General features: G+C 61.7%; 24 protein-coding genes. 12 read left to right on the forward strand and 12 right to left on the reverse strand.

All coding sequences use genetic code 11. The features are described from left to right. Window positions 1-119 precede the first annotated feature (119 nt). Genes AS9A_RS12505 through AS9A_RS12515 form a run of 3 tightly spaced genes read left to right on the forward strand, consistent with a single transcriptional unit; the run spans window position 120 to window position 4,193 of the window. Window positions 120-1,580: a peptide MFS transporter gene (locus AS9A_RS12505; RefSeq protein WP_013807393.1), complete on the forward strand. Its 1,461-nt coding sequence runs from the start codon at window positions 120-122 to the stop codon at window positions 1,578-1,580. A 36-nt stretch (window positions 1,581-1,616) separates the two neighbouring features. Beyond that, a complete protein-coding gene (locus tag AS9A_RS12510; protein WP_041451061.1) occupies window positions 1,617-2,387 on the forward strand; it encodes an NRDE family protein in 771 nt (256 codons plus the stop codon). A 9-nt stretch (window positions 2,388-2,396) separates the two neighbouring features. After that, the gene (locus AS9A_RS12515; RefSeq protein ID WP_013807395.1) at window positions 2,397-4,193 is read left to right on the forward strand and encodes an acyl-CoA dehydrogenase; all 1,797 of its coding nucleotides are present in this window, start codon (window positions 2,397-2,399) and stop codon (window positions 4,191-4,193) included. 3 nt (window positions 4,194-4,196) lie between these two features. Here the strand turns inward: AS9A_RS12515 and AS9A_RS12520 are convergent, their stop codons facing one another. Genes AS9A_RS12520 through AS9A_RS12530 form a run of 3 tightly spaced genes read right to left on the reverse strand, consistent with a single transcriptional unit; the run spans window position 4,197 to window position 6,229 of the window. Beyond that, window positions 4,197-4,712, reverse strand: a complete 516-nt coding sequence (locus tag AS9A_RS12520) for a gamma carbonic anhydrase family protein (protein WP_013807396.1) — start codon at window positions 4,710-4,712, stop codon at window positions 4,197-4,199. A gap of 35 nt (window positions 4,713-4,747) precedes the next feature. After that, window positions 4,748-5,326 (reverse strand): thioredoxin family protein, encoded by a 579-nt coding sequence (locus tag AS9A_RS12525; RefSeq protein ID WP_013807397.1) that lies wholly within the window; start codon window positions 5,324-5,326, stop codon window positions 4,748-4,750. A gap of 9 nt (window positions 5,327-5,335) precedes the next feature. Then, window positions 5,336-6,229 carry a LysR family transcriptional regulator gene (locus AS9A_RS12530; RefSeq protein ID WP_013807398.1) on the reverse strand — a complete coding sequence of 298 codons (894 nt, stop codon included), beginning with the start codon at window positions 6,227-6,229 and terminating at the stop codon, window positions 5,336-5,338. Window positions 6,230-6,363: 134 nt separating this feature from the next. On the opposite strand from AS9A_RS12530, the gene AS9A_RS12535 reads away from it, so the two are divergent. The 3 genes from AS9A_RS12535 to AS9A_RS12545 all read left to right on the forward strand — a co-directional run bounded on the left by AS9A_RS12535 (window position 6,364) and on the right by AS9A_RS12545 (window position 8,447). Then, entirely contained in the window at window positions 6,364-7,131 is a 768-nt protein-coding gene (locus AS9A_RS12535) for an enoyl-CoA hydratase (protein ID WP_013807399.1), read from the forward strand. 116 nt (window positions 7,132-7,247) lie between these two features. Continuing rightward, a complete protein-coding gene (locus tag AS9A_RS12540; RefSeq protein WP_013807400.1) occupies window positions 7,248-7,700 on the forward strand; it encodes a hypothetical protein in 453 nt (150 codons plus the stop codon). An 81-nt stretch (window positions 7,701-7,781) separates the two neighbouring features. Beyond that, a complete protein-coding gene (locus tag AS9A_RS12545; RefSeq protein WP_013807402.1) occupies window positions 7,782-8,447 on the forward strand; it encodes a hypothetical protein in 666 nt (221 codons plus the stop codon). 74 nt (window positions 8,448-8,521) lie between these two features. Here AS9A_RS12545 and AS9A_RS12550 read toward each other — a convergent pair whose 3' ends face one another. Together AS9A_RS12550 and AS9A_RS12555 are read right to left on the reverse strand one after the other, a co-directional pair. Beyond that, entirely contained in the window at window positions 8,522-10,075 is a 1,554-nt protein-coding gene (locus AS9A_RS12550; RefSeq protein ID WP_013807403.1) for a succinic semialdehyde dehydrogenase, read from the reverse strand. A 62-nt stretch (window positions 10,076-10,137) separates the two neighbouring features. Beyond that, window positions 10,138-10,965 carry an SDR family oxidoreductase gene (locus AS9A_RS12555; RefSeq protein WP_013807404.1) on the reverse strand — a complete coding sequence of 276 codons (828 nt, stop codon included), beginning with the start codon at window positions 10,963-10,965 and terminating at the stop codon, window positions 10,138-10,140. 166 nt (window positions 10,966-11,131) lie between these two features. Here AS9A_RS12555 and AS9A_RS12560 point away from each other — a divergent pair, with 166 nt between their 5' ends. The 4 genes from AS9A_RS12560 (at window position 11,132) to AS9A_RS12575 (ending at window position 15,472) form a co-directional block, all read left to right on the forward strand. Then, window positions 11,132-12,376, forward strand: a complete 1,245-nt coding sequence (locus tag AS9A_RS12560; protein WP_013807405.1) for a PucR family transcriptional regulator — start codon at window positions 11,132-11,134, stop codon at window positions 12,374-12,376. 139 nt (window positions 12,377-12,515) lie between these two features. Beyond that, complete coding sequence (locus AS9A_RS12565; RefSeq protein ID WP_041451062.1) at window positions 12,516-13,613, forward strand: ferredoxin reductase; 1,098 nt, start codon at window positions 12,516-12,518, stop codon at window positions 13,611-13,613. 23 nt (window positions 13,614-13,636) lie between these two features. Further along, window positions 13,637-14,974, forward strand: coding sequence for a fatty acid desaturase family protein (locus tag AS9A_RS12570; protein ID WP_013807407.1), 1,338 nt, complete (start codon window positions 13,637-13,639; stop codon window positions 14,972-14,974). Between the two features lie 42 nt (window positions 14,975-15,016). Then, complete coding sequence (locus AS9A_RS12575; protein ID WP_158307363.1) at window positions 15,017-15,472, forward strand: hypothetical protein; 456 nt, start codon at window positions 15,017-15,019, stop codon at window positions 15,470-15,472. Here the strand turns inward: AS9A_RS12575 and AS9A_RS12580 are convergent. The 7 genes from AS9A_RS12580 to AS9A_RS12605 all read right to left on the reverse strand — a co-directional run bounded on the left by AS9A_RS12580 (window position 15,427) and on the right by AS9A_RS12605 (window position 22,329). Next, a complete protein-coding gene (locus tag AS9A_RS12580) occupies window positions 15,427-16,674 on the reverse strand; it encodes an MFS transporter (RefSeq protein WP_158307364.1) in 1,248 nt (415 codons plus the stop codon). The two genes, AS9A_RS12575 and AS9A_RS12580, sit on opposite strands and share 46 nt — an antisense overlap. A gap of 2 nt (window positions 16,675-16,676) precedes the next feature. After that, complete coding sequence (locus tag AS9A_RS12585; RefSeq protein WP_013807410.1) at window positions 16,677-17,774, reverse strand: SagB/ThcOx family dehydrogenase; 1,098 nt, start codon at window positions 17,772-17,774, stop codon at window positions 16,677-16,679. Next, window positions 17,767-18,876, reverse strand: coding sequence for an ATP-grasp domain-containing protein (locus AS9A_RS12590; protein WP_013807411.1), 1,110 nt, complete (start codon window positions 18,874-18,876; stop codon window positions 17,767-17,769). The genes AS9A_RS12585 and AS9A_RS12590 overlap by 8 nt, the downstream gene beginning before the upstream one ends. Window positions 18,877-18,917: 41 nt before the next feature. Then, window positions 18,918-19,079 (reverse strand): hypothetical protein, encoded by a 162-nt coding sequence (locus AS9A_RS24130; protein WP_013807412.1) that lies wholly within the window; start codon window positions 19,077-19,079, stop codon window positions 18,918-18,920. A gap of 101 nt (window positions 19,080-19,180) precedes the next feature. Further along, window positions 19,181-20,119 carry an enoyl-CoA hydratase/isomerase family protein gene (locus tag AS9A_RS12595; RefSeq protein WP_013807413.1) on the reverse strand — a complete coding sequence of 313 codons (939 nt, stop codon included), beginning with the start codon at window positions 20,117-20,119 and terminating at the stop codon, window positions 19,181-19,183. Window positions 20,120-20,143: 24 nt separating this feature from the next. Continuing rightward, complete coding sequence (locus tag AS9A_RS12600) at window positions 20,144-21,382, reverse strand: MFS transporter (RefSeq protein ID WP_013807414.1); 1,239 nt, start codon at window positions 21,380-21,382, stop codon at window positions 20,144-20,146. 128 nt (window positions 21,383-21,510) lie between these two features. Next, window positions 21,511-22,329: a maleylpyruvate isomerase family mycothiol-dependent enzyme gene (locus tag AS9A_RS12605; RefSeq protein ID WP_013807415.1), complete on the reverse strand. Its 819-nt coding sequence runs from the start codon at window positions 22,327-22,329 to the stop codon at window positions 21,511-21,513. A gap of 66 nt (window positions 22,330-22,395) precedes the next feature. Between AS9A_RS12605 and AS9A_RS12610 the strand changes: the two genes are divergently transcribed. Both AS9A_RS12610 and AS9A_RS12615 read left to right on the forward strand, forming a co-directional pair. Further along, on the forward strand, window positions 22,396-23,619 hold the full coding sequence (locus tag AS9A_RS12610) for a M24 family metallopeptidase (RefSeq protein ID WP_083826539.1): 1,224 nt from the start codon (window positions 22,396-22,398) through the stop codon (window positions 23,617-23,619). After that, on the forward strand, window positions 23,619-24,407 hold the full coding sequence (locus tag AS9A_RS12615) for an SDR family oxidoreductase (protein ID WP_013807417.1): 789 nt from the start codon (window positions 23,619-23,621) through the stop codon (window positions 24,405-24,407). Before AS9A_RS12610 ends, AS9A_RS12615 begins: the two co-directional genes overlap by 1 nt. Window positions 24,408-24,412: the final 5 nt, after the last annotated feature.

A 24,412-nucleotide genomic window follows, 5' to 3' on the forward strand; every position in this document is an offset into this window, starting at 1 on the left:
CGCTCCGAACTTTACGCCGCACAACGACGCGCCAACCCCCAAATGAGCACCCTTCGCAGCGCCTTTTTGCCCGCACCGCGATATTCCCTGCCCACCTACACGGGACGTAAAATCTGCGAGTGACAGAAAAACTTGAAGTCTCGCGAGCAGATCGCGGGTTCTTCGGGCAACCCCGGGTGCTCGCCCACATTTTCGGGGTGGAAATGTGGGAGCGGTTCAGCTTCTACGGAATGCAGGGCATCCTGCTCATCTACCTTTACTACTCGAGCAGCGCCGGGGGTCTCGGTATGGCTGAGACCACCGCTGCAGGAATCGTCGGTGCGTATGGCGGAGCGGTGTATCTTTCGACGGTCCTCGGGGCCTGGATAGCGGATCGTCTGCTCGGTTCCGAACGCGTTCTGTTTTACAGCGCGGTCATGATCATGATCGGTCACATCGCGCTGGCAGCTTTGCAGGGATTTCATGGCGTCGCGGTCGGCCTTATCCTGATTGCACTAGGCTCTGGAGGATTAAAAGCCAACGCGACAAGCGTCGTCGGCACGCTCTACCGGCAGGACGACCCCCGTCGCGACGCGGGTTTCTCGCTGTTTTATCTCGGTATCAATCTCGGTGCCCTAATGGGTCCACTCCTCACGGGCCTGTTGCAGTCCCGAATCGGGTTCCATTGGGGCTTCGGGCTCGCCGCTGTAGGAATGGCGCTTGGCCTTCTCCAATACTCGTTTGGCCGTCGCGAGCTTCCCGCCGCCTCACGCACCGTACCGAATCCGCTCCCGCATGAGCAGCGTCCCCGCGTGGCCGGAATCGCTGCTGGTGCCGTTATTCTCGTTGTCGCTGCGGTTCTGGCCGGTGTAATCACCCCAACCAATCTCGCCCTCGTGGTGATCGTGCTCACCGCAGTCGCCGCGTCCGGGTACTTCGCCCTTTTGCTCACCAGCAAACGAGTCTCGGCGATAGAACGGTCTCGTGTCCTGGGTTTCCTGCCACTGTTCGTCGCGAGCGTCGCCTTCTGGTCGCTCTACCAGCAGCAGTTCACAGTTCTCACGATCTATTCAGACAAGCAGCTCAACCGGGATCTATTCGGCTGGGAAATGCCTGTGTCGTGGGTTCAGTCGATCAATCCCGTGTTCATTATCGTCCTTTCTGGTGTATTTGCCGCGATCTGGACGAAACTCGGAACTCGTCAACCACCAACGGTGGTTAAGTTCGCCCTGGGAACAATCGTCATGGGTGCTGCGTTCCTGTTGTTTCTTCCGTTCGCTCACGACGGGCCGAATGCAACCCCATTGCTCGCTATTGTGGGAATTCTGTTCGTATTCACCGTGGCCGAGCTTCTGCTTTCACCGGTGGGCCTATCCGTCGCTACCAAGCTCGCACCTGTGGCGTACAAGACCCAGATGGTCGCCTTGTTCTTCTTATCGATCGCCTTGGGTACCGCGATTTCCGGGGAACTCGCAGAGTTCTACACTTCTGACGATCAAACGCCCTACTTCCTCGCTCTTGGGACGATCGCTATTGTGCTCGGGTCGATACTCCTCGCCGCCCGGCGTCACGTCATGGCGCTGATGACAGGCGTGCGCTAGTGGCTCGATATCTAGCGCGCAACGTACGGTCGTGGGGTGTGCTTAATCCTTCTGGCGTGGCAGGACAATCCCGATGTGCCGCTTGTCGTCGCCGCGAATCGCGATGAGTTCTTCCGTCGTCCCACGACAGGAGCGCACTGGTGGGGTACCGACCCCGATGTACTTGCAGGCCGCGACGAACTGTCAGGTGGCACGTGGATGGGTGTCACAGCGGGTCAGCGTTTCGCAGCGGTGACGAACTTCCGCCAGGGCACACCAGCTGCGGGAACCCTGTCACGCGGTGACTTGCCGAAGGACTTCTTGCTCAGTGATCTGTCCGCGCGGGAGTACTGCGATGCAGTCGCTGCCCGGGGCAGCGAGTTTGGAGGATTCAGTCTGTTTGCGAGCGATGGCTCCGAGCTCTGGTGGATCTCAAACCGCAGCGATACCGGCCCCAGCATCGTGCAGCCCGGGATTCACGGACTCTCGAATGCACTTCTTGACACCCCATGGCCAAAGGTCGTCGACGGCAAGGCCGAATTCGCCGAAGTGGCAACAGCCGACGACGGCTCAGCCGATCCGGAAGAGTACCTTGCCGTTCTCGCCGACACGACGAAAGCGCCCAGCCGGTCTTTGCCGAGCACGGGCGTCCCGCGGCTCTTCGAAAAACTGCTCTCGAGCCGATTCATCCGAATGGGCAGCTACGGCACACGGGCAAGCACAGTCCTGCGTATACGTGCTGACGGATCGATCGAACTCACGGAGCGTCAATTCGGCTGGAACGGAGCGACGTCGACGGTTACGCATACGATTGCATCGAGCACGTGAAGGAGTGTCATGCGATCCCACATCATGTCAGCACGCGATATCGAGTTTCTCTTGTACGAGTGGCTCGACGTCGAGGCACTGACTGCGAGAAGCCGGTACGCCGACCACTCACGCGCCTCATTTGACGATGTGCTGCGCTTGAGCGCGGACCTCGCTGCTGAGTACTTCGCTCCGCATTTCCGCAAGAGCGACCTCGACGAACCTGAGTTTGACGGCACCTCTGTGCATGTGATCCCCGAGGTGAAGACCGCCCTCGACGCGTTCGCTAAAGCTGACCTCGTCGGGGCCGCGATGGATTACGAACTCGGCGGCACCCAGCTTCCGCACGTGGTCTTTCAGGCCTGCATGGCGTGGTTTTACGCCGCCAACGTCAGCACCACGGGATACCAGCTCCTCACCGTCGGTGCTGCGAATCTTCTCCTTGCGCACGGCTCTCCGGAACAGGTCGCTAGCTACGTGAAACCCATGGTTGCGGGCCGATTCCTCGGCACTATGGCACTCTCGGAGCCTCAAGCAGGGTCAAGTCTTGCGGACATCACGACGAAGGCAGTCCTGCAGGGCGATGGCACGTACCGCATCTTCGGGCGGAAAATGTGGATCTCCGGGGGTGATCACGAACTCTCCGACAACATTATTCACCTTGTCCTCGCGCGCATCCCAGGAGCACCGTCCGGCACGAAAGGAATCTCCCTGTTCATCGTCCCGAAATTCCTCCTCGGCGATGATGGGCAGCCAGGCGAACGGAACGATGTCATCCTCGCGGGCATCAACCACAAGATGGGATTCCGCGGCACCGTCAACACCGCACCCGTGTTCGGTGATGGCGCGTTCACACCTGGCAATGCGCCAGGCGCTGTCGGATACCTGGTGGGCGAACCACATCGCGGCCTCGCGTACATGTTTCACATGATGAACGAAGCACGTATCGGCGTAGGCCTGGGTGCGACTGCGATCGGCTACACGGGGTACCTCAAGTCGCTTGAATATGCACGGTCTCGCCCGCAAGGCCGTCCCGTCACCAACCGCGGCGAAGGCGCCCAGGTCCCGCTCATCGAACACCCCGACGTGCGACGTATGCTGCTGGCCCAGAAGGCGTACGTCGAGGGCGCTCTCGGTCTGGAGCTTTTCTGCGGCAGACTCGTGGACGAGGTCAAGACCGCGCCAGACGACGAAGCACGAAGCCGTGCGCAGATTCTGCTGGACGTGCTCACGCCGATCGCAAAAAGCTGGCCAAGCCAGTGGTGCCTGGTTGCGAACGATCTCGCCATCCAGGTGCACGGCGGCGCCGGGTATACGCGCGACTACGACGTCGAGCAGCATTACCGCGACAACCGCCTCAACCCTATTCACGAGGGCACGCATGGAATTCAGGCTCTCGACCTGCTGGGTCGCCGCGCGATTGCTGGTGGCGGTGCTTCGCTGGCAGCACTAGTCCAGACAATGTGCGAATCAGCTGACCGGGCCGACCAGACTGGGGACGTTGAACTGCACGACTTCGCGACACGGTTACGTCGAGCCGCGGAGCGCCTGACCACTGTCACGGCCGCAGTGTGGGCAGACGGCGATGCCACTGTGGCCCTTGCCAACGCGAGCGTCTACCTCGAGGCGGCCGGGCATGTCGTCCTCGCGTGGATCTGGCTGGAGCAGGCGCTGACGGCACACGGAAAGGCCGGCGACTTCTACGACGGGAAGCGGAACGCGGCCCGGTTCTTTTTCTACTGGGAACTCCCCCGAACCGCACCCCAGTTCGACCTCCTGGAGAAACGGGATCGGACAGTACTCGACGCAACGTCGTCCTCGTTCTGAACCTCAGATCTCCCGTGCATCCACATGCAGCGATTTATTGTGCAAGTAAACGGCGGCATTGAGCTTGATGCGCTCCTTTTCCTGCTCCCCCAGTTCGCGCCGCACCTTGCCGGGAACGCCCGCGACGAGCGACCCCGGCGGGATCTGCGCGCCCTCAGGAATCAGCGCGTTGGCGGCGATCAGCGTGCCCGCGCCGATCTTCGCCCCGTTCAGCACAGTCGCGCCCATACCGACCAGCACGTCGTCCTCCACGGTGCACCCGTGCAGAATCGCGTTGTGTCCGACGGACACACCTGAGCCGACCTGGAGCGGCATGCCTGGGTCAGCGTGCAACACGCAACCATCCTGGATGTTTGTTTGTGCACCAACGGAAATGGTTTCCAGGTCACCGCGCAGCACCGCGTTGTACCAGATGCTGGCGTCCGCGGCGATCGTCACCCGTCCGATTACTGCAGCGTTCGGTGCAATCCACGCTGTACTGTCGATCTGCGGTACGTGCTCGCCGAGCTGAATGATCATGCCGACGACACTACTCGCGAGCGCGCTCCTTGCGGTTAGCGGTACCAGGACGGCTCATTGCCCGGTTTCCACTTGACGTTGCAGCCGATACTCGGGATCTGGTCGCCGGGCACTGGCCGTCCACTGAGGACGGCATCAACTGCGGCCGAGAGACTTTCGCCGGTCACAGCCTCATTGTTGCCTGGGGTCGATCCATCGAAACGACCACGATAGACGAGGCGCCGGTCGGCGTCGAAGAGGTACAAATCCGGTGTACACGCGGCGTGATACGCCAGCGCTGCCGACTGCTCGGCGTCACTAAGGTATGGGAACTTCCACCCCCACGCCCGGGACTGTTCGGCCATACGTTCGGGCACTTCGTCGGGATACGCATTAGGGTCGTTGCTGTTTATCCCGACAACGCCGATGCCCGCATCGGACCACCGCGCCGCAGCCTCACCGAACGGCTGCGCGATGTGTTTGACGAACGGACAGTGATTACAGAGAAACGCGACAAGCGTCCCCTTTTCGCCGGCGACATCGTCGAGCGCCCAAAGAGTTCCCCCAGGGTCTGGAAGCGCGAAATGTGGCGCCTCGGTCCCCAGCGGGATCATCGCTGAATTTACGGCAACCATAGCGCCAGCCTACGCTGGCAGCAGGTCTGCTCGCCGTTCCGCCACCATTTCCCTGATCGCCTGCATCACGGTCACTGACGCTGGTCTGCGCAGTCGCCGGGGTGCCAGGCAGCCTGTGAACTCCAGCGTGATCGACACATGCTCCGGTAGAACACGGCGCAGAGTCGGCTCTCGCTCAGCAACAAACGCGGGCAACAAACCGATCCCTGCCCCCGCGAGCGTCGCGGCTGTCTGCACCTGCACACTCGTCGACCCGAACGTCACCGCACGGCTGCCGATGAGGCGGCTCAGAACGTCCAGATCCTCTACACGAAGCAGACCCTCGATGTAGTAGATGAGCGAATGTGCCCGCAAGTCAGTCGTTGTGGCCGGCAGTCCCCGCTCCTCCTCATACTCAGCGGAAGCATAAAGGCCCAACTGATAGTCAGTGAGCTTCTCAGCGCCCGGTCTGCTCACCACCGGCTCACCTACGCCGATCTCGATGTCAGCGCCGATTCCATAGGCACTGAGCCGCGTTTGTGTGATGATCTCCACCGTCAGGTCGGGATTTATCCTGTGCAGATCTGCCATGAGCGGCGAAATGAAGTAGGCACCGAACGCTTCCGTCGTGGCGATGCGCACCAGGCCGGAGAGCGCGCGGTCCCGCGGAATCGTATTGACGAGGTCACGAACGTCGGTCAAGGCTGTCTCGATCTGTTCGCACGATACGAGAAGCCGTTCACCAACTTCGGTCAACTCACAACCGTGTGTGCCTCTGACCAGCACGGGTGTGCGCAACTCGGCTTCGAGCGCGGAGATGCGCCGTGACACTGTCGCATGATTGAGCCCGAGCGCCGACGCCGCTCCGACAAGTGAACCGCACCGAGCTATCTCCAGGAGAACCACAAGATCGTCGGCACGCATCTGATCACCCGATTCTGTTCCACGCCTGTGCAGAAATGCAAAGCTGGCTTACAAAAGTTCCTCTTCACTGGATCTGCAATCTAGCCCACCCTTGTTCTGACCCCTAGCGGGAGGAGTCGACAAGAGAGGAAACAATGGCTTCAATCATGGTGGAGCGGTCCGGACGCGTCGCGCTCCTGACGCTGAATCGTCCCAAGGCTCTCAATGCGCTCAACCTGGCAGTGATGCAGGAAGCGGTCGCAGCTCTGACGGATCTCGACCGGGACCCCAGCGTCGGCGCCATTGTCATCACCGGTTCCGAGAAGGCGTTCGCCGCGGGCGCCGACATCAAGGAGATGGCTCCGAAAACCTTCGCGGACGTATTCCTCGAGGACTGGTTTGCCGCGTGGGATCAGCTCGCACACCTGCGCACACCCACGATTGCGGCAGTTTCTGGATACGCGCTCGGCGGCGGGTGTGAACTCGCGATGCTGTGCGACATCCTGATTGCGTCCGATACCGCGAAGTTTGGACAGCCCGAAATCAAACTTGGTGTCATTCCCGGCATCGGTGGCTCGCAGCGTCTGACCCGTGCAGTCGGCAAGGCGAAAGCGATGGACCTCTGCCTCACAGGCCGGTTCATGGACGTGGACGAAGCAGAGCGTGCGGGGCTCGTGTCACGAGTGGTTCCGGTCGATCAGTTGCGCGACGTCGCGCTCGAAGTGGCGAAGACGATTGCTGACATGTCACTGCCCATCGCGATGATGGCAAAGGAAGCTGTTAACCGATCATTCGAGACGACTCTGAGCGAAGGCGTGAGGTTCGAGCGGCGGGTGTTCCACTCGACGTTTGCGACGGATGATCAGAAGGAAGGCATGGCGGCGTTCATCGAGAAGCGGAAACCGGTGTTCTCGCACCGGTAAGACAGCTCCGCGCACTACGCGGTGGGTCGCAAATCCGAACTGGTCCCGCAAACCGGCCTCACAGACGCACGCAGGCGCGCACAATGTGCAGGAGAAGATCATGAGGAGGAGTCACCGTGTCCCCCCTATCGATAGCGCGGCCTCTCTCATACTTGCGTGGCCAGACAGTCAATTTTTCACCGGATGACTCCGGACGCAATCCGCGGACAGGCCCCGGGTTCACGCTCGAGGTTCTCGCGCACGACGCCGTGCCCCTGCGTGAGACGCATGTGCGCACGGCAGGCACTGTCACCGGCCTCGACGTCGGCCGAACGACCAACATTCGTTTCGGCTCCACGATGCAGCACGTCAAGGTCCGGCTGACGCACCACGGCCGGCCCGCGAATGTCGCAGTGCTGAACTTCGCCGGTCACGTTCTGCTCGGCAAAACCATGACAGTCGGTGCTGGCATCCCGGAAGAACTCGCCTTTCATCACACGGGTATTCATTCGATGGAAATCATCGCGCTGGAGGAAGACGTCCTGCTATCACGACTGTGCTTCTCACGCTGGCCCATTCCCTGGTGGTGACAGGCGGTGTGAACTTCACCACGATCCCCGCTGCCGGCCGTAGACTGACCATCACGTTCGACACTATGGATGGGGTTTGTGATGTCACCTGCTGACGACAACGGTTCCGACTCAGCCGCTATCTCCGGAGATCCGGTACAGCGCCTGACGGACCTGCGAGAACGCGCCAAGTCTGACCGTGCAGCGGCATGCGGTGAGGTGTGGGCGTGGCTGCGTCAGCTCCGCGACAGCGACCTTCGCGATTATGACCGTGCGGCCCGCGAACTCGAGGCGCTCTTTCGGGCAGGTCGCCCTCCAGCTGAGCTTCACGGTCAAACCGAAGGCATGCTTGTGATGACCACGACGCTACCCATTCTGGACCGTACCGTCACGGCTGTCACCGACCTCTGGATGCCCTGGGAGGGCAAGCGCTTTGCCCCCGAGGGTGGCTCCAACCGGATTTCCTCACGCGCATCGACACCGTTGCGGTTGCTGTGGCCGTTGTACTCGATGACGCAAACCGAGGACGGCACGCTCGCATTCGAGTTCAAGACACACGTGGAGGAAAGCCGCGACAAGGATGCCGAGGATCAGAAAGTACTGGTCATTGACTACAAGTCGATCGAAACCAATCCGCGACTGCTGATTCGCAGCATTCGGGACGAACTCGTCGAACTGGCGCCGGGTGTCTTCCTCGGGAAAATTCTCTTCCGTGTAGCCGGCAAGTACATGAAGATCGGGTTCTTCGCGCTGCACAAGGTGGACTAAAAGCAAGACCACCAGTGACGACGTGATTCGCCATTTGGTAATGGCTGTCGTCACTGGTGGCCCGCGGTGTGCTGTTACCTGCCTGGCAGGAACTTCAGCGCCTTGATTCCGTAGGGCAGAATCGGTGCCCAAACCTTCAGCGGCAGGAAGGACGGACCACCGAGATTGAGCACACGCTGAGTCGCAATGGTTTGCGGTTCGGTGTACTTCAGCAGGCCTTCTGCGCCGTGCCGACGTCCCATCCCTGATGCGCCCATGCCTCCCATAGGGGCATCCGTGCTGCCGAATGCCGGACCATACCCCTCGTTCACGTTCACGGTCCCTGCACGCACACGAGCAGCAATCGCCTCGCCCTCGGCGGTCGTGGCTGCCCATACGCTGGCGTTGAGCCCGTACTCGGTGTCGTTAGCACGCACGATCGCTTCATCCACAGAGTCGACTGCATAGATCGAGACCAGAGGCCCGAAGGTTTCCTCCTGAGCGCATCGCATATCGGCTGTCACATCGGTGAGGACCGTAGGCTCGAAGAAGCACGGTCCCAGGTCGGGCCGCGGCTTCCCGCCAGCTACTACTGTCGCGCCCTTCGCGACGGCATCGTCCACGTGCGCCTTGACGGTTTCGAGCTGATCCGGTGAAACAAGACTGCCCATTGCGGGGCCGAACTTGTATCCGGCGCCGATATCCATAGCCGCAACTTTGTCCCGGAAAACCGCGATGAAATCTGCCGCAATTGACTTCTCGACGTAGATCCGCTCGATCGACACGCACAACTGGCCCGAGTTGGAGAAGCATGCGCGGGTAGCACCTTCCGCAACTTTGAGCAGGTCCGCGCCCTCAGCGACAATCATGGCGTTCTTGCCGCCGAGTTCAGCGGAGAAGCCGACGAGGCGTGCCGCTGCCTTCTTGGCCAGCGCCTGGCCGGTCGCGGTAGAGCCGGTGAACATGATGTAGTCAGTGTGCTCGATGATCTCTGTTCCCACCACGGAGCCTGGACCTGGGACAACCGCGAAGAGTTCGCGCGGAAGACCCGCTTTGTAGAGGAGTTCCGCGCATGCCAGAGCGCAGTACGGGGTGTTGCTGTCCGGCTTGACTACTACAGCGTTGCCCGCGATCAGCGCAGGAATCGCGTCCGACACTGCGAGTGTCATCGGATAATTCCACGGCGAAATCACGCCGACGACGCCCTTCGGCTGCTGCCGGACAACTGTCTTTGTCAGTCCGGGGAGCATGCCTTGGGCCGCGCGCGGTTCGAGCAGCTTCCGTGCCGTGCGCGCGTAATAGCGCGCGTTGAGCGCAATGTCGAGAACTTCCTCGAGCGCGGAGACTCGGGCTTTACCCGTCTCTGCCTGGGACATGTCCATGAGTGATTCACGGTTGTCGAGAACGAGCTTGTAGTAGCGGTGAAAAATCTCGGCCCGTTCCTTGACGGATCGCTGTGCCCACGCGGACTGCGCCGCGCGAGCGTTGTCGATCGCCTCGCGGGCGTCAGCCGCGGTGGCGACGGCGACTTTCGCCATTGTCTGGCCGGTGAAGACTTCGACGACCGGACGTGTCTCGCGCTCACTGCCCGCTGGGATCGCAGCGAGATCAGCGAGACGTTCGAATGTCTGTGGGGCTGGTGCTGGCATTCCGGGTGTACTCCCTTGTACTGGCGACGGAGACCGCCGTCGTTTGGTGAAAATTGTGGCGTTCAGCTGTGGCGGGCGCGGTCTTCATAGTCGCGACGTGCTGTGACGTCGAGGTCCGTCACGAATTGGGTGTCGGCGCCTAGGAAACGGCCAATGCGTTCGTATAGTCCATGCGGAAAGAAGTGCTGCGCTCGTACAAGCGAACCAGCGAGCCCAGTCACCCTGGTACGCGGGACCGGCTTCTCGATGACACGAGCGATCGCTGCGGCGATCTCCTCCGGCTCTGCCGTCCTGATGCCACGGATCCCCTTTGCGCCCGACGCGAGTTGAGTGTTGGTGATCGTCGGCAAGATGCACGAAACTGTCACCCCGGAGCTGCGCACTTCTTTGCGGACGGAGTCGCTGAAGCCGAGGACGGCGTGTTTGGTGCCGCAGTAGGACGCGAGGCCCGGAAATGTCATTTCGCCAGCAAGGGAAGCAATGTTGATGATCTGACCGGCTCCCCGCGGCAGCATGCTTCGAAGTGCGATCTTGGTTCCGGTGATCACCCCGAAGACGTTAATTTCGAACATCCGGCGAACGATTGTTTCGTCCTCGTCAATCACCAAGCCAACGGGCATGATTCCGGCGTTGTTGATCAGCACATCCACAGGACCAGCCTGCGTTTCGACGAAGTCGAAGAACTCCTTGAACGAGTCCGCGTCGGTGACGTCAAGACGCTTATGGGCGACAGTACCGAGATCATCCGCTGCAGTCTTCAGCTGGGCTTCGTCGATATCGCCAATCGCGACCTTCGCGCCCTGCGAGATCAAGTGTTTCGCGGTCGCGTAACCGATCCCGCGCGCGCCTCCAGTGATGACAACTACCCGGCCTGCCAGTGGTGTGCTCATGAACTCTCTCCCAGGTCGTACAGCGTGCTGCGGCACCGCGAGACGCGGTTTCTTCCAGTGTGCTCTTCAGAGCGTCCAGAATCTCGGGTTGGGAGGCCGGACTTTCGAGTGAGTTTTGTACTCTGAATACAAACAGGGGTGGTCGTGGCATGAGATGGTGAGGGCAATGGCCGAACGCGATGGCGAGATCGACCAGTGGATCGCTCGGGTGACCGCCGATGCCATGCAGCCAACCATGCTCGAGTACTTCACGCAGCGCGTCAACGATGAGATCATGCGGCGGTTGCCCGAACTCGCTGACGACGACGAGTTTCGCCGCGATTTGCACGCCAGCACTGTAGCCCAGCTGAGGACGTTCATGGCGACGGCGACCACACCGAGTGCCGAGTATCAGCCGCCTCCTGAAGCTGTCGCGTTAGCCCGGACTGTGGCCCGGCGCGGTATGGACGTGCAGATTCTGCTGAAGATATACGGCACGGGCCGCACCACCGCGCTCACACTTCTCAACGAAATCGTGCAAGAGATCCCCGTCGATCCCGAGCTGAAGCTCGCCGCCATCGTCGACTTGTGGGGTCTGGCGATGCGCTGGCTTGAGCTGTCCACTGACGTGCTGCTCTCGACATACACGACTGAGCGCGAAGCACTGATGCGCGGCGCGCTCGCACGTCGCGCCGAAACTGTCCACAGCCTGTTGCGCGGTGAGAAGCTGCCCGTCGACGACGCCTCCGCCCAGCTCGACTATCCGTTGCGCCGCTACCACACAGCAGTGGTGCTCTGGACGGACCAGGAGGAACCTGGAACTGACATTCTCCCGCAACTAGAGACCGCAGCGCAGGTGGTCGCCCGCGCTCTGGGTGCATCTCGGGCGTTGACTGTGGCATCCGGAGCTCGCGGATTATGGGCGTGGATCGCGACTATCGAGTTACCTGACCTGGATGAGCTGGCGCTGATCAGTGCGTGGCCCGCACACCTTGGCGGGGCAGTAGGAACCCCAATTCGAGGCGTCGCGGGGTTCGTTGCCAGCCACCGTGAGGCGATCGCGGCGAATCGGGTCGCGACCGCACGTTCCGGGAGCCCACGGTTCACCCGTTACGACGAGGTGCAGATTCCCTACCTCATGGGCCTAGACCGGGACGCCTTGCGAACCTTCGTCCAGCGGGAGCTGGGCGAACTCGCTTCGGATGATGACTCTGCGGCTCGTTTACGCGAGACTCTGCTCGCCTATTTCGTTTCGGGCAGCAGTCCCGCGCGGGCAGCGCGCCAGTTGCAGGTGCACAAGAACACCGTTCGCTACCGAGTGGAGCAGGCGCAGGCCGTTCTCGGGGATTCTCTTGTGCGGCGTCGTCTGGAGGTCGAACTCGCGCTCACGTGTGTGGAAACCTACGGAATTGACGCTCTGAAAAGATCTTGAGATTGCATGTTTAGCCGATTGCACAAATGGGTACTATTCGTTATTAGGCGAAGTGTAACCATTCTTGGTTTTCCTGAGAATTACTCACAGATTCTCGAAATGTGTTGTTTGTAACATTGCCGGATCTTATGCTGTGGCAATGGCTGAGCGAGGCGCAGAACCCGAAGTGCATCCTGTCCGCCGTCGCGCACTCCGCGCGGTACGGCACCTCTTTAGTCCCCTTTTGCCCGACGACTATCTCGAACTGATCAACCCCCTGTGGACGACGAAAGAGCTCCGGGGCCGCGTAGAAAAAATCGAATGGCAGGGCAGCCAGGCAGTTACTGTTTCAATCATGCCAGGCTTTAATTGGCCGGGGCATAAGCCAGGCCAGTACATCAGGCTTGGCGTGCTCATTAATGGCCGGTTCCACTGGAGGGCCTACTCCCTGACGTCCGATCCGGAGCCGGAAGATGGGTTGATTAGCCTGTCCCCGAAAGTCGTGGAATCGGGCACGGTATCTCCGTATCTCGTCCACCGGATCACACCCGGAACGATTGTGCGACTCGGCGAGATCGAGGGCGTATTCACCCTGCCGGATCCCCTGCCCGAGAAGATGCTGTTCATCAGTGCTGGCAGTGGAATTACGCCCATCATCAGCATGCTGCGCAGCCTCGATCATCGGCAGGAGGTCAATGACGTCGTGATCGTCCATTCGGCGCACAAAGCGGACGAAGTGATGTTCGGAGATGTGCTGAAAGATCTCGATGATCGCTATCCAGGCTTCAGACTTCACCTTCGGATAACGGAACACGACAGCCTCTTCACCGTCGACCAGCTGGACGACGTCTGCCCTGATTGGCGCGAACGGGAAGCCTTCTGTTCAGGACCAGGGGAAATGACGGACTCCTTTCTCGATCACTTCGAAGAAAATGGACTCTCAGACCACATTCACTACGAGCGCTTTCAGCCGGTTATTGGAGGCCAAGGCAAGGGAGGGGCAGGCGGGAAGGTTCACCTCACACACAGCAAAGTGACCGCCGAATGCGACGGCGACACTCCCATCCTGGAGGTCGGCGAGGAAGCCGGAGTGAAAATGCCATACGGCTGCCGCATCGGGGTGTGCCATACCTGCGTCGGCACACTGCTGTCCGGTCAGATCCGTGACCTGCGGAGCGGGGAGGTCGGCGGCAGCAAAGGCGACACGATCCGCACGTGCGTCAACACCGCAGAGGGCGACATCGCCATAGGCCTGTGAAGCACCCGATAGGAGTTACCGACATGAACAAGAACATGCAGAAGAAATCACCATTCGCCCATCTCACTGAAGAACAGATCCTGGAACTGGAAAAGGAGTTCGACCGGATCCATGAAGAGGTCTACAACGACCTCGGTGAACGCGACCGCCGCTACATTAAAAGCGTCATCTCAGCTCAGCGCCAGCTCGCTGTGGCCGGTCGGGTTCTCCTTCTGGCCTCGCTCAGCCGCACCAGCTGGATCGCGGGGACGGCGTGCCTGGGGACCGCGAAGATCCTCGAAAACATGGAGATCGGGCACAACGTGATGCACGGTCAGTGGGACTGGATGAACGATCCAGACATCCACTCGTCGACGTGGGACTGGGACACCGCCTCCACTGCCCACGCCTGGAAGCACTCCCACAATTACATCCACCACACGTATACGAACATCCTCGGAGTGGACAAGGATCTCGGTTATGAGATCATGCGGATCGACCCGAAACAGACGTGGCATCCGAGGTACCTGCTGCAGCCGCTGTACAACCTCGCATTGATGGCACTGTTCGAGTGGGGCGTGGCCGTGCATGACATGGACATCGACGCCATACGGAGGCGTGAAAAGCCCCTGAGCGATGTGTGGGAGGACCTCAAAGGAATCTCCGGCAAAGCACGCGCACAGATCATCAAGGACTACGTTGGCTGGCCGCTGGTATCCGCACTCGCCGTCGGCGCAGCGCAGACCGCTTCGCAGGGGCGCATGGTGAAGCCCAGGAGCGAACCGATCCGGCAGCTGCTGCCCGGTTCCGCGAAGCGCCGCACACTGAGCAGGCTAATCGGCGCAGCCGACGCGGTCCTCCCTGTGGCCAAGCGCGCGTTTGTCTCCACTCTGGCTGCCAATGCGACAGCAAACCTGATTCGCAACGTGTGGACTCACGCGATCATCTTCTGCGGTCACTTCCCTGACCAGACATACACATTCACTCAAGAAGAAACGGAGAACGAAAGCCGCGGCGAGTGGTATCTGCGCCAGCTGGTGGGCGCCGCCAACATCGAAGGCACTCCGCTATTTCATGTGATGAGTGGCAACCTCGGATACCAGGTCGAGCACCATCTGTACCCGGACATGCCGAGCACGCGATACGCCGAGATCGCACCGAAGGTCAAAGAGATCTGCGAACGCTACGAACTCCCCTACAACACCGGACGCTTCGGGCACCAGTGGGGCACTGTACATCGCACTATCTTCCGGCTCGCCTTCCCGGGCGGGAAGCCCCGCTCCAAGCCCGGTCCGTACAAGCGCACCGAAGACGAGAAGCCACCGGCGCGCCTGAGTGAAGCTTCCCGGTATCGCGCCCGAATGCCAGCCTCGAGCGCGTAGCTAATCACGTTTGCCCGCCGGGTTGCTGGGTACCGCATTCTCATGCGGGTTCTTACCTTCCACCGCACCGATTCCGTACACGCGGCCGTACGAGGGGTAGTCGCGGCTATGAGTATGACCGGGATGCGGGCACTCAGCACCAAGGCGGGGATCGTCAAGGAAACTCCACCGGAAATGATCGCCGACCAGGAGGTTCCGCACCTGGTGGACCGGCTGCCCGACCCGGCGGCCGACTCGCTGCTCGTGTTAGCGCACTGGGGATACGGTGCCGCTGGCGGTGCATTCTTCGGTGCCCTGCCTCCGCCGATCCGACAGTCCCGGTGGATGGGCCCGGCTTACGGTTTAGTGCTGTGGGCAGCATTCGAGGTGATACTCGAACCGATTTTCGGAATCCGATTACGCCGGAAGCGCCCGCCACCCGAACGGGCGGCGCTCGCTGCCGATCATCTCCTTTACGGTCTGGTGCTGAATGAACTGCGGTCCCGGCCCAGCAAGTAGCTCGGTGCCGCGCGCAAGCCTCGGGCCCGCAAGGTGAAGAGGAAGCCGGTGAGCAGTGCGACAGTCAGAAGCGCGACAGTAGTCGCGACGCCCAGCGATACCGTCAATATGCCCGCACATAGTGGTGCGAATACCGCAGGTACGGTGGCGACGAGGCCGAGCGCACCGCCAGCGCGGCCGCGAAGCTCATCCGGAGTTATGTCGAGCATTGTTGCGGAGACGGTCACCTGCCACAGTGGCTGGGCGGCCAGCAGGAGCGAGTAGCCCACGGTTGCCGCAACAGGATTACCCATCACCATCATCGAAAGGGCGATGGCACCAGCGAGAAGCGAGACACTGAGCAGTACGTGAGCCGAATGGTGCCGCTGCAGCCGCGGCACTATCAAGCTGCCACCGATCCCGGCACCGTAGGCCACGGCAAGAGCGAACCCCACCGCGACCACAGCCGCGCCAGTATTTGTCAGCATGACGATCAGGACGAGGCCGGCGCCGTTCGTGACCAATACGGAGAGCGCGCCGATCAAAGCGGCGGGCCGGAGAAAAGGATCTCGCCACACGAACCTGAACCCGTCGCCGAGCGATGCGTCAGCGTGGGAGTCTCCTAAGCGTGTCGTTCGCAGTGGAGATTTCACCGCTGACGCCGTAGACGCAGCAGTCACGAATGAGACGGCATGCGCGGCGAACGGCAGCACCGGCGCGATCGCGTACAGCGCGGTGGCGAGTGGCGGACCGGCCAGCCCCGCCGCGTAGCCGCGGCCCTCCACCAGACTGACAGCGCGCGTGAGTTCGCCGTCACCGACAACGTGTGGGAGGGCAGCTTCCTCTGCAAGACCGCGAACACACCACGCGGCGCCAAGTACGGCGCCGACGGTGAGAATGTGGGCGAGCACGAAAGCGCCGGCGGAAACAGCGGCGGCAAGCGTCGTCGCAGCCCCTGCCCCAACCAGGTCAGCGCCCACCATCGTGCGTTTACGGTCGAGGTGGTCAACGATCCAGCCCGCGGGCACATTGAACAGCGCGAACGAGGCCATCGTGACAGTTGCCGTCATTCCCACGATCGCTGGTGATCCCGTTACAGCGAGCACCCACAGCATGATCGCGATCCCGTAACCACGACTCCCGAGTTCGGAAACCGCCTGGCCCGTCCACAACAGGGTGAAGTCTCGTCGCGAACCCTGGCGCGTACCCGTCTGCGTGGCCACAGTCACCCACTCTCAGCGGAAATGCCTGGGACAGGACTGCCCAAGGGAATTCCCAATGCGGTGACGCCGAGGACTGGTTCGGCGGCAGGTTCAGCCCCGATCATCCGCTCGAGCAGCTCGTCCCGGACTGCGGTGGCGGTCACCGCCCCGAGCCCTAGTGCGGATGCGGATACAAGCACCGTCTGACTGACGTGACCGACTTCGATAAGTATGTCGCGGTATGCGCGCGCCGACGCGTACCGCCATGATGTCCGCTCCAGCACAGCAGTGTAGACGAGCAGAGCGGCACACTCGCTGAGCCAAGGCTGGTCTCCCACAGCCGCCCGCATTTCGCTGGCAGGCACTTGTGCGCCAATGCGTTCGAAGCCGCCCCGGTGCGCAGCGAAGTGGTAGAGCCCCTCCTCAAGTCCTTCGACGTTGCGGCTGTAGACGTAAAGCTCGATCGGGCTTCGAGCGCCAGCCGATGGGCTGGTTTTCAGCGCGACTTGGCCCAAAGCGGGGTGGTCAATCACCTCGACGGCGCCCACAGCCAATTGCGCAATGATGCCGAGTTGCTCCAGCGGTACCGCATCTTGCGTGAATTGGCGCACCGAACGCCGACCGTGTAGCGCATCGACCAAACGGGGCCGTATCCAGGCTGAATCATCCGGGCGGCTCTGCGACACCGGGACTACTGGCGCATCGTCGAAGGTGCGCCAGGGCGAGGGCGGTGGATCGCTCAGCGCCCGGTTCACAGACATCATCTCGTCTTCGATCACGCTGTAGAAGCGTGCATCCGTCGTCGTGCGCGCGGAGAAATGCTGGTATTCGGGCCCTCTGCCCCAGCGGCCCCATTCCCTGGTCAGCTGCTCCTCGCGAACGTGCTGCTCTGAACCGTACTCGACCAGCACACCTTCCTCGAGGAGACGTGACGCTATCGCATGATCGAGCGAGCCGCGCGCACCGATCGATTCGAGGTCACGCCACACTCCAAACCAGCGGACGATCCGCAAGCTTTCGTCCGTGAGCGCGAACTGTCGGTGGTTGACGTAGTCGTCCCAGACGATTTTTCCTTCCTGGGTGAACATCACGGCGTGGTCCGCGGTTTTGATCTCAGGCATGTGTCGTGCTCCCCTCGGGCCCGCTGTCGTGTGCCTCGAAGAGGTCTTTGATCATCGTGTGGACAGCGCGGGATACGGCATCAGACTTCGCTTTTCGCTCCGCCCAGAGCCAATCTGAGTGTGTGTTGACTTCAAGAAAGACGGGTCCGCCTGGAGCGTCGAGCAGGTCGAACGCTGCCATCTCGAGACCGAACTGGTCAGCCACTCGCCACAATGCGACCTCGATACCGGCCGGAACAGCGCACTCCTCGACGAAAATGGAATCCGGGGTGGTCCACAGCGCCTCTGGTGCCGGTCGGGTCACCTTGTACGCGACCATCTGAGCCCCGATGATGTACACACGCAGTTCGCTGTCGGCTTCGACGAATTCCTGAACCAGGAGCGGCGCCGACTCCGGCGAGTTGTACCCGCGGATCTCGTCGCGGCGGACCCGTTCCGGATATACGCCGTGCAGCTGCCCTGGCGCGGACTCGACCGCGTGGTGTCCCAGACTCTTGACTAGGAGATCGCCCTCACCAGCAATCGCTTTGAGAGCGCTGGCGGGCACCGATGTCACGACAGTAGCGGGTATACGAAGTCCGGCTGAGCGTGCTGCCCGGAGCTGACTGATCCTATCGGGCGGAAAGGACCCCGCTGAATGATTGATGCGTCGCACCACGCTCGACGCCATCGCGTGACCCCATGCGGACCATTGGTCGCGCATGTAGTGCGTTTCGAGACGTCCCGCGCTATGCCTGCCGGTGCCCTGCAGCCTCATTGCCTGCGCGTCAAAGTATCTGCGCCAGCACACAACAGGCCGAAACGTGGTCCCCTCCCAGTGCAGCGTGCCCGTGACCGGGTCCCAGAGCGTTTCTGCCTGGGGGCACCGGTCCGCGTCAATGCGGATCAGTGGGACCCCCTGGGCAGCAAGCTGGAGGGACAAGGCGTCTACTTCCTGGTCCGCTGTTCGCGTCAGAGTGAGCACGCATGCTGGCGGGTGGCCAGCGTGGGAGGGCTGTCGCTGTGGGTGGCCCACACGCACCTGGAAGTCCAGGGAGTGTGGGTGCAGTTCTGTGACAGGGCGCTTCGCGCGGAGCAGAAGCGGCATAGCGGGGAGCGTCATCGGTGTGGTTCCTCAGTACTCTCGGTACGTCTTAAGAACACTCAGCCGCCGTGGCATCCCTTGCAGCCGTACAGCGGTCGCGACGACATCATCGCGTACTCGCTGGCGAACGACTCGAAGGCCGCGTCCTCCACGATTGCGCGCTCCATTACGTCCGTATCTGTCGCTTCGATCAACGACCGCGCCATAACTTCGATGCTCATGGTGTTCTCCCTCTTCCGGTGTGGTGGGCCCTTTCTGGACCCACCGCTATCCTCTGAGAGATCTGCGCCACAAAATACCCACCCAAGGGGTGGTCATGCCGTCACCCCGTGAAGTCGAAGGCAGTTCCTTCAATCCAGGGGGCAAAGTTTTCTTCGCTCATGTCTTCGCCGCGTTCCTCGAGTTGGTCGAGGAACTCGAGATAGGCGCGCATGGCCGCGCGCGCTTCCTTCGTCGACCCGGCTGCAACGAATTCCGCACGCTCACGGTGTAATCCGCTCGCCAGCGAGGGATCCCCGTACACGGCATGTTTGATTGCCTTCACTGCTGCCGGTGACCGGCGGGCCAGGCGTTCGGCTGTCTCGGCAGCGAATTCAAGGAGGTTTTCCGGGTCGACGAGGTGGTGGACATATCCGATCTCCCGGGCCTCGTCAGGGCTGAGCGGACGGCCTTCGAGCATGATTTCGAGAGCCCGTGCGTGCCCCACTGCCCGTGGGAGACGCTGAGTGCCACCGCCGCCGGGGATGATTCCGACACAGATTTCGGGCTGCCCGATCTGGTATGGGCCGTCAGCCATAATGCGGATGTCGCAGGCAAGTGCGAGTTCGGAGCCGCCGCCAAGCGCACGGCCGTTGATCGCGGCGATGAACACCTTGTTGAGCCGCTGCATCAGCGCGCATGTCTGGTGATAGCGCAGCAACGACTGCGTGCCATGCGCCGGTGTGCGGCCCATCAACTGCCGTGCTCCTGGAACGTGCTCGATCGCTGACTGCGCGCGGAGCACACTCCCGGCTACTGCCGCCGGTAATTCCACGCCTGCGGCTTCAACTCCGTGCAGAATTTCCCCGACATCGTAATGCGAAATGAATACATCCTTGACTCCGCTCGTCAGCACCACCGCGCCAACGGAGTGATCTTTATCTAGCGAAAGGAAAAGCTCGTAGAGCTCGTCCATAATCGATCCGTTCAGAAAATTCAGCGGTGGATTTGTCAGCGTGACGGTGAGGACGCGGCCGCGACGTTCTGTGTGTACTACAGACATTTTTCCAGCTCCTGTCAGGCGGACCTACTTGTGCCTATTAGTCACTTTTCGTTCACTGTGATTCTTGTCTGCAACTGAACGAAATGCCAGTAGTGGAACGATGCATGCGGCGATAATCGCGCCCCCGAGGGCAAGCACCGAATACGACGTGGATGCGACTATGAATCCGGAAGCAAATCCCCCGCCTGCTCCCGCTAGTGCAATTCCGAGGTCCACGCCACCTTGGATGCGGGCGCGCTGCTGAATCGGCGCCGCGTTTGTGATCATTGTGGTGCCGCTGATGAGTCCGAGATTCCAGCCCAGCCCGAGCAGCGCAAGTGCGACGATCAATCCCGCAACCGAGTCGCTCGTGGCAGCAGCCCCGCCGGCCGCGATCAGGGTGACCCCCGCAGCCACGGCAACGAGGCGAGCTCCGAACCGGTCCACAAGCATTCCCGAGACAGGCGACGGCAGGTACATCGCCGCGACATGAACCGCGATCACTACCCCCGCAGCTCCAAGGCTGTGGCCGTGATGGAGCATGTGGATCGGCGTCATGGTCATGATGGCGATCATGACGAGTTGCGTCATCGTCATCACCGCCGCACCTGAAGCGAGCAGGCGCGGCGCGCGCACCGCGCCTGTTTCTGCACTCTCAGACGCAGCAGCAGCTATTTCACGGGCAAGAAGCAGCGGGTCGGGGCGCAACCCCGCGTAGAGCACAAGTGACGCGAGCCCGTACGCCAGTGTGGCGAGCATGAACGGACCCGCAAGCGGGGGTATCCCCCAATGTGACGCGATGTCGCCCGATACCGTAACTGTGTTCGGCCCGGCCACCGCGCCTGCCGTGGTCGCGACCATCACAATGCTGATCGCGCTCCCCCGCCGCGCTGGTTCAGCGAGGTCAGCGCCCGCGTACCGCGCCTGCAGATTGGTAGCGAGGCCGGAGCCGTAGATCAGCAGGGAAATTGTGAGTAGCGGCAGGGATTCAGCCACCGCCGCGATGACGACACCGCCGCTACCGAGCGCACCCGCCGCATAACCGCTTGCGAGACCAGCTCGGCGGCCCCAGCGCTGCGAGATCTGCCCAACCGCGTAGGCAGCTCCGGCGGCGCCCACAGTGAATAGTGCAGCCGGAACACCCGCGAGACTCGTCGAGCCCAGAACATCTTCCGCGAGCAGCGCACCCACGGTGATCCCGGCAGCGAGGCCAGCCCCACTTAGCACCTGGGCAATGACCAGGACGAGCAGTGTCCGGCGCTGCACCTCCGCTTGCTTAGTCATTCTGGCTCCTTCCGGCTCTTCAGCCGGAGCTGCTTTTAGACGAGCAGGTGCAGAACGTACAGAATCTCTTCGAAGACGTACCCTTTGGACGTACCCGCACAAAAGCACCCGGGCTCGGCGCTAGCGGCTCATATCGTGAACTTGAGGTTCTCCGCGATACGGCGTCCGAGTTCGGCGTCTCCCGCTGACTCGATGTCATCCCACTTGTCTTGAGGATTAACACGCCCGCACGCAAGCCGTACGTACAGGCCAGAATCAAGCCGCAGATGCACCGTTGGATCCGCGTCTAACGATTCGATGAGTCGTGCGCGTCCCTCTACTGCCACGTTGAACGTCCGGGCGAGCGCACCTGTCAGCTCAAGCACGATCCTGGATCCGGCGGGTGCTTGTGCCCGCTTCCCGACAGCGAAGCCGATCGCCCTGGATATCACCTCCATCGATAGGTCGCCTCGCACCCCGCCTTCGTCGCCGGGCATGCCGACTGCGTCGCGAATATCGAGCTCATGCACCCAGCAGTCAAACAAGCGGATGAGCATGAACCCACCCACAGTCGTGGGACCTGCCGGACCTATCGTCTCTTCGGTCCACTGCGCGTCGGTCAGGCTGGAGAGAAACTCGCGTCGACGTCCAGTGACCTCCCGGAATATCTGCAGCATCTCCGTCGGGCTATGCGCGCGCAGGTGTAGCACCCATCTTTCGTTGAACGCACCGATGTCATTGTGGACGTGCTCGAGTTCCTTGACGTCCGTGTCCGTCTTTGGCGCCCGTTCGCCGAGTAGCAGCGACTCCGTACCAATGATGTGTGAAACAACATCGTGAACCGTCCAGCCAGGAAGGGCGGTCGGTGTGTGCCACTGATCCTCAGTGAGTTCGCTGAGCAGGGCGTCGAGTGTGGACCACTGTTCGAAGAGCGCCTCGGTGACGGTGCGCTGATCAGGCTGGGACATTAATGACTCCTCTCGCGCGTCTAGAGTTAGCTAACCAGGCGGGCTGAGTGCGCGTAGGGTCGGGGCATGAGCCCAGTTCCCAACCTGCTGCCCCTGGGTGAGTGTGCGACTCCCCCTTGGCTATCCGATCCCGACCGTTTGTCCGCTGTGTCCGGTGCGGAGGAACCTTCCTTCCCGGCGGCCGAGTACGAGCAGCGCCTCAGCCGAGTACGTGCTGCGATGGCCGGCGCGGGGCTTGACGCGCTGGTTGTGTCACGGCCCGCCGCGGTGGAATACCTGTGCGGCTACTTTTCCGCTGAGACGATTCCGCAGCCAGTCCTCGTGACAGGCTCGGACCTCGTGCTGTTCGTTCCCGATTTCGAAGTCGGCCGGGCTGTCGCAAGCTCGTACGCTCCAGAGGTGCGGTACTTCAGGTACGCCGTCGCCCATCTCGCGTACGCGAATGTCGGGGATCACGTCGCCCATCAGGTCGGTACTTCCGCGCGGATAGGAACGGACTCCCGCACTCCGATCGCTGTCGTTGACGGCCTTCGTGCCGCCTCTGTTTCAGTAGCGACGGGAGCAGACATCACCGACACAGTACGGCTCGTGATGTCACCAGCCGAGATCAGCGCGGTGGAGACCGCAGCGGAATCCACACAGCGGGGCGTCGAGGCCGGCATCGCGGCCGCCGCGGCGCCCGGCGCCACGGACGCGCAGGTTGCCGCAGCGATCAGCGCCGGTCTTGTCGAGCGGGCCACCTCGCGTTCCGCATGGCAAGTTGTCGTAGCGACGGGTAAGCGGGCCGGTATCCCGCACTCGACGTGGCGCAATCTTCCGCTTGTCGATGGTTCAACATTCCTCGAGTTCGCGGGAACTCACCACCGGTACCACGCCCCGATCATGCGGTCAGTCTGCCGTGGCGAGCCCTCCGCCCTGGTGAAAACCCTGGCTAATCTATCCGAAACGTGTGTCGCCGCAGTACTGGAGACTGCGCGCGCGGGCGTGGCGTGCAGAGACGTCGCTGAGCAGGTGACGAAGGCGCTCGGCCCGCTCCCCGACGGCGTGGTGTTCCACGAGCTGTACGGCTACCCCGTTGGCCTTGCTCATCCACCCCACTGGATGGACGGAGCCCCGTTCAACATCACGATCGACAACCCCGAGCCATTAGAAGCCGGAATGGTTTTCCACATGCCGGGGTCTTTCCGCTCCATCGGACTTGGAGGTGTCGGCCTGAGCCAGACATTCGTGATCGAGGAAAACGGGACGCGTCCGTTGACGCACGGTAAAGCCGAGATGGTGTACCTCTGATGGACGTACTCGTCACCGGTGCTTCAGGGATGCTCGGGCGCGAAGTTGTCGCCCGGCTCCTTGCCCGGGGGCACAGTGTTCGGGGCGTCAGCCGGAAGTCCAGGTCTTCGCAGCAAAAAGACTTTGCGTGGATCCAGGGGGATTTGCGTACCGGAGCCGGCCTGGACAGCGCGATGGAAGGCGTGGGAACGGTGGTTCACTGCGCGACAGGTTTCGGCCGCCACACTGAGGAAAAGCTCGCTCACACGATCACCGAAGCAGCTCAGCGAACGTCGGTTTCACACGTCGTCTACGTGTCGATAGTCGGCGTGGACCGAATTCCGCTGCCCTACTACAAACAGAAGCTACGGGCCGAAGAGGTCTTCAGAAGTTCCGGTTTGCCCGTGACAATCGTTCGCGCAACACAGTTTCATGACCTGGTGCGTGCGATTTTCGCAGCGTCGGCAAAGTCCCCTGTAATGGTCGTACCGAACATTCGGTTTCAGCCAATTGATGCGGGTGACGTTGCTGCACGCCTGGCGTTTATCGCCGCATCAAGCCCAGCGGAAGGGGAAATCGAAATCGGCGGGCCGCAAGTCGAGTCGGCTACGGATCTCGCACACGCGTACGTGGCTGCCGCTGGCAGAAAACGCCGAATAGTGCCCTTTTCACTTCCGGGCGCTATCTTCCGCGGATACTCGGAGGGTTACCATCTGAGCCCTGGCAATGCGTTAGGCGAAGTGACGTTTGCGCAGTATCTTGACCGCCACCCCGACCTGCGCCGCGCCGCCTACCGCACTACCTCATAGAACGC

This window comes from Hoyosella subflava DQS3-9A1 (assembly GCF_000214175.1).
Lineage (GTDB): Bacteria > Actinomycetota > Actinomycetes > Mycobacteriales > Mycobacteriaceae > Hoyosella > Hoyosella subflava.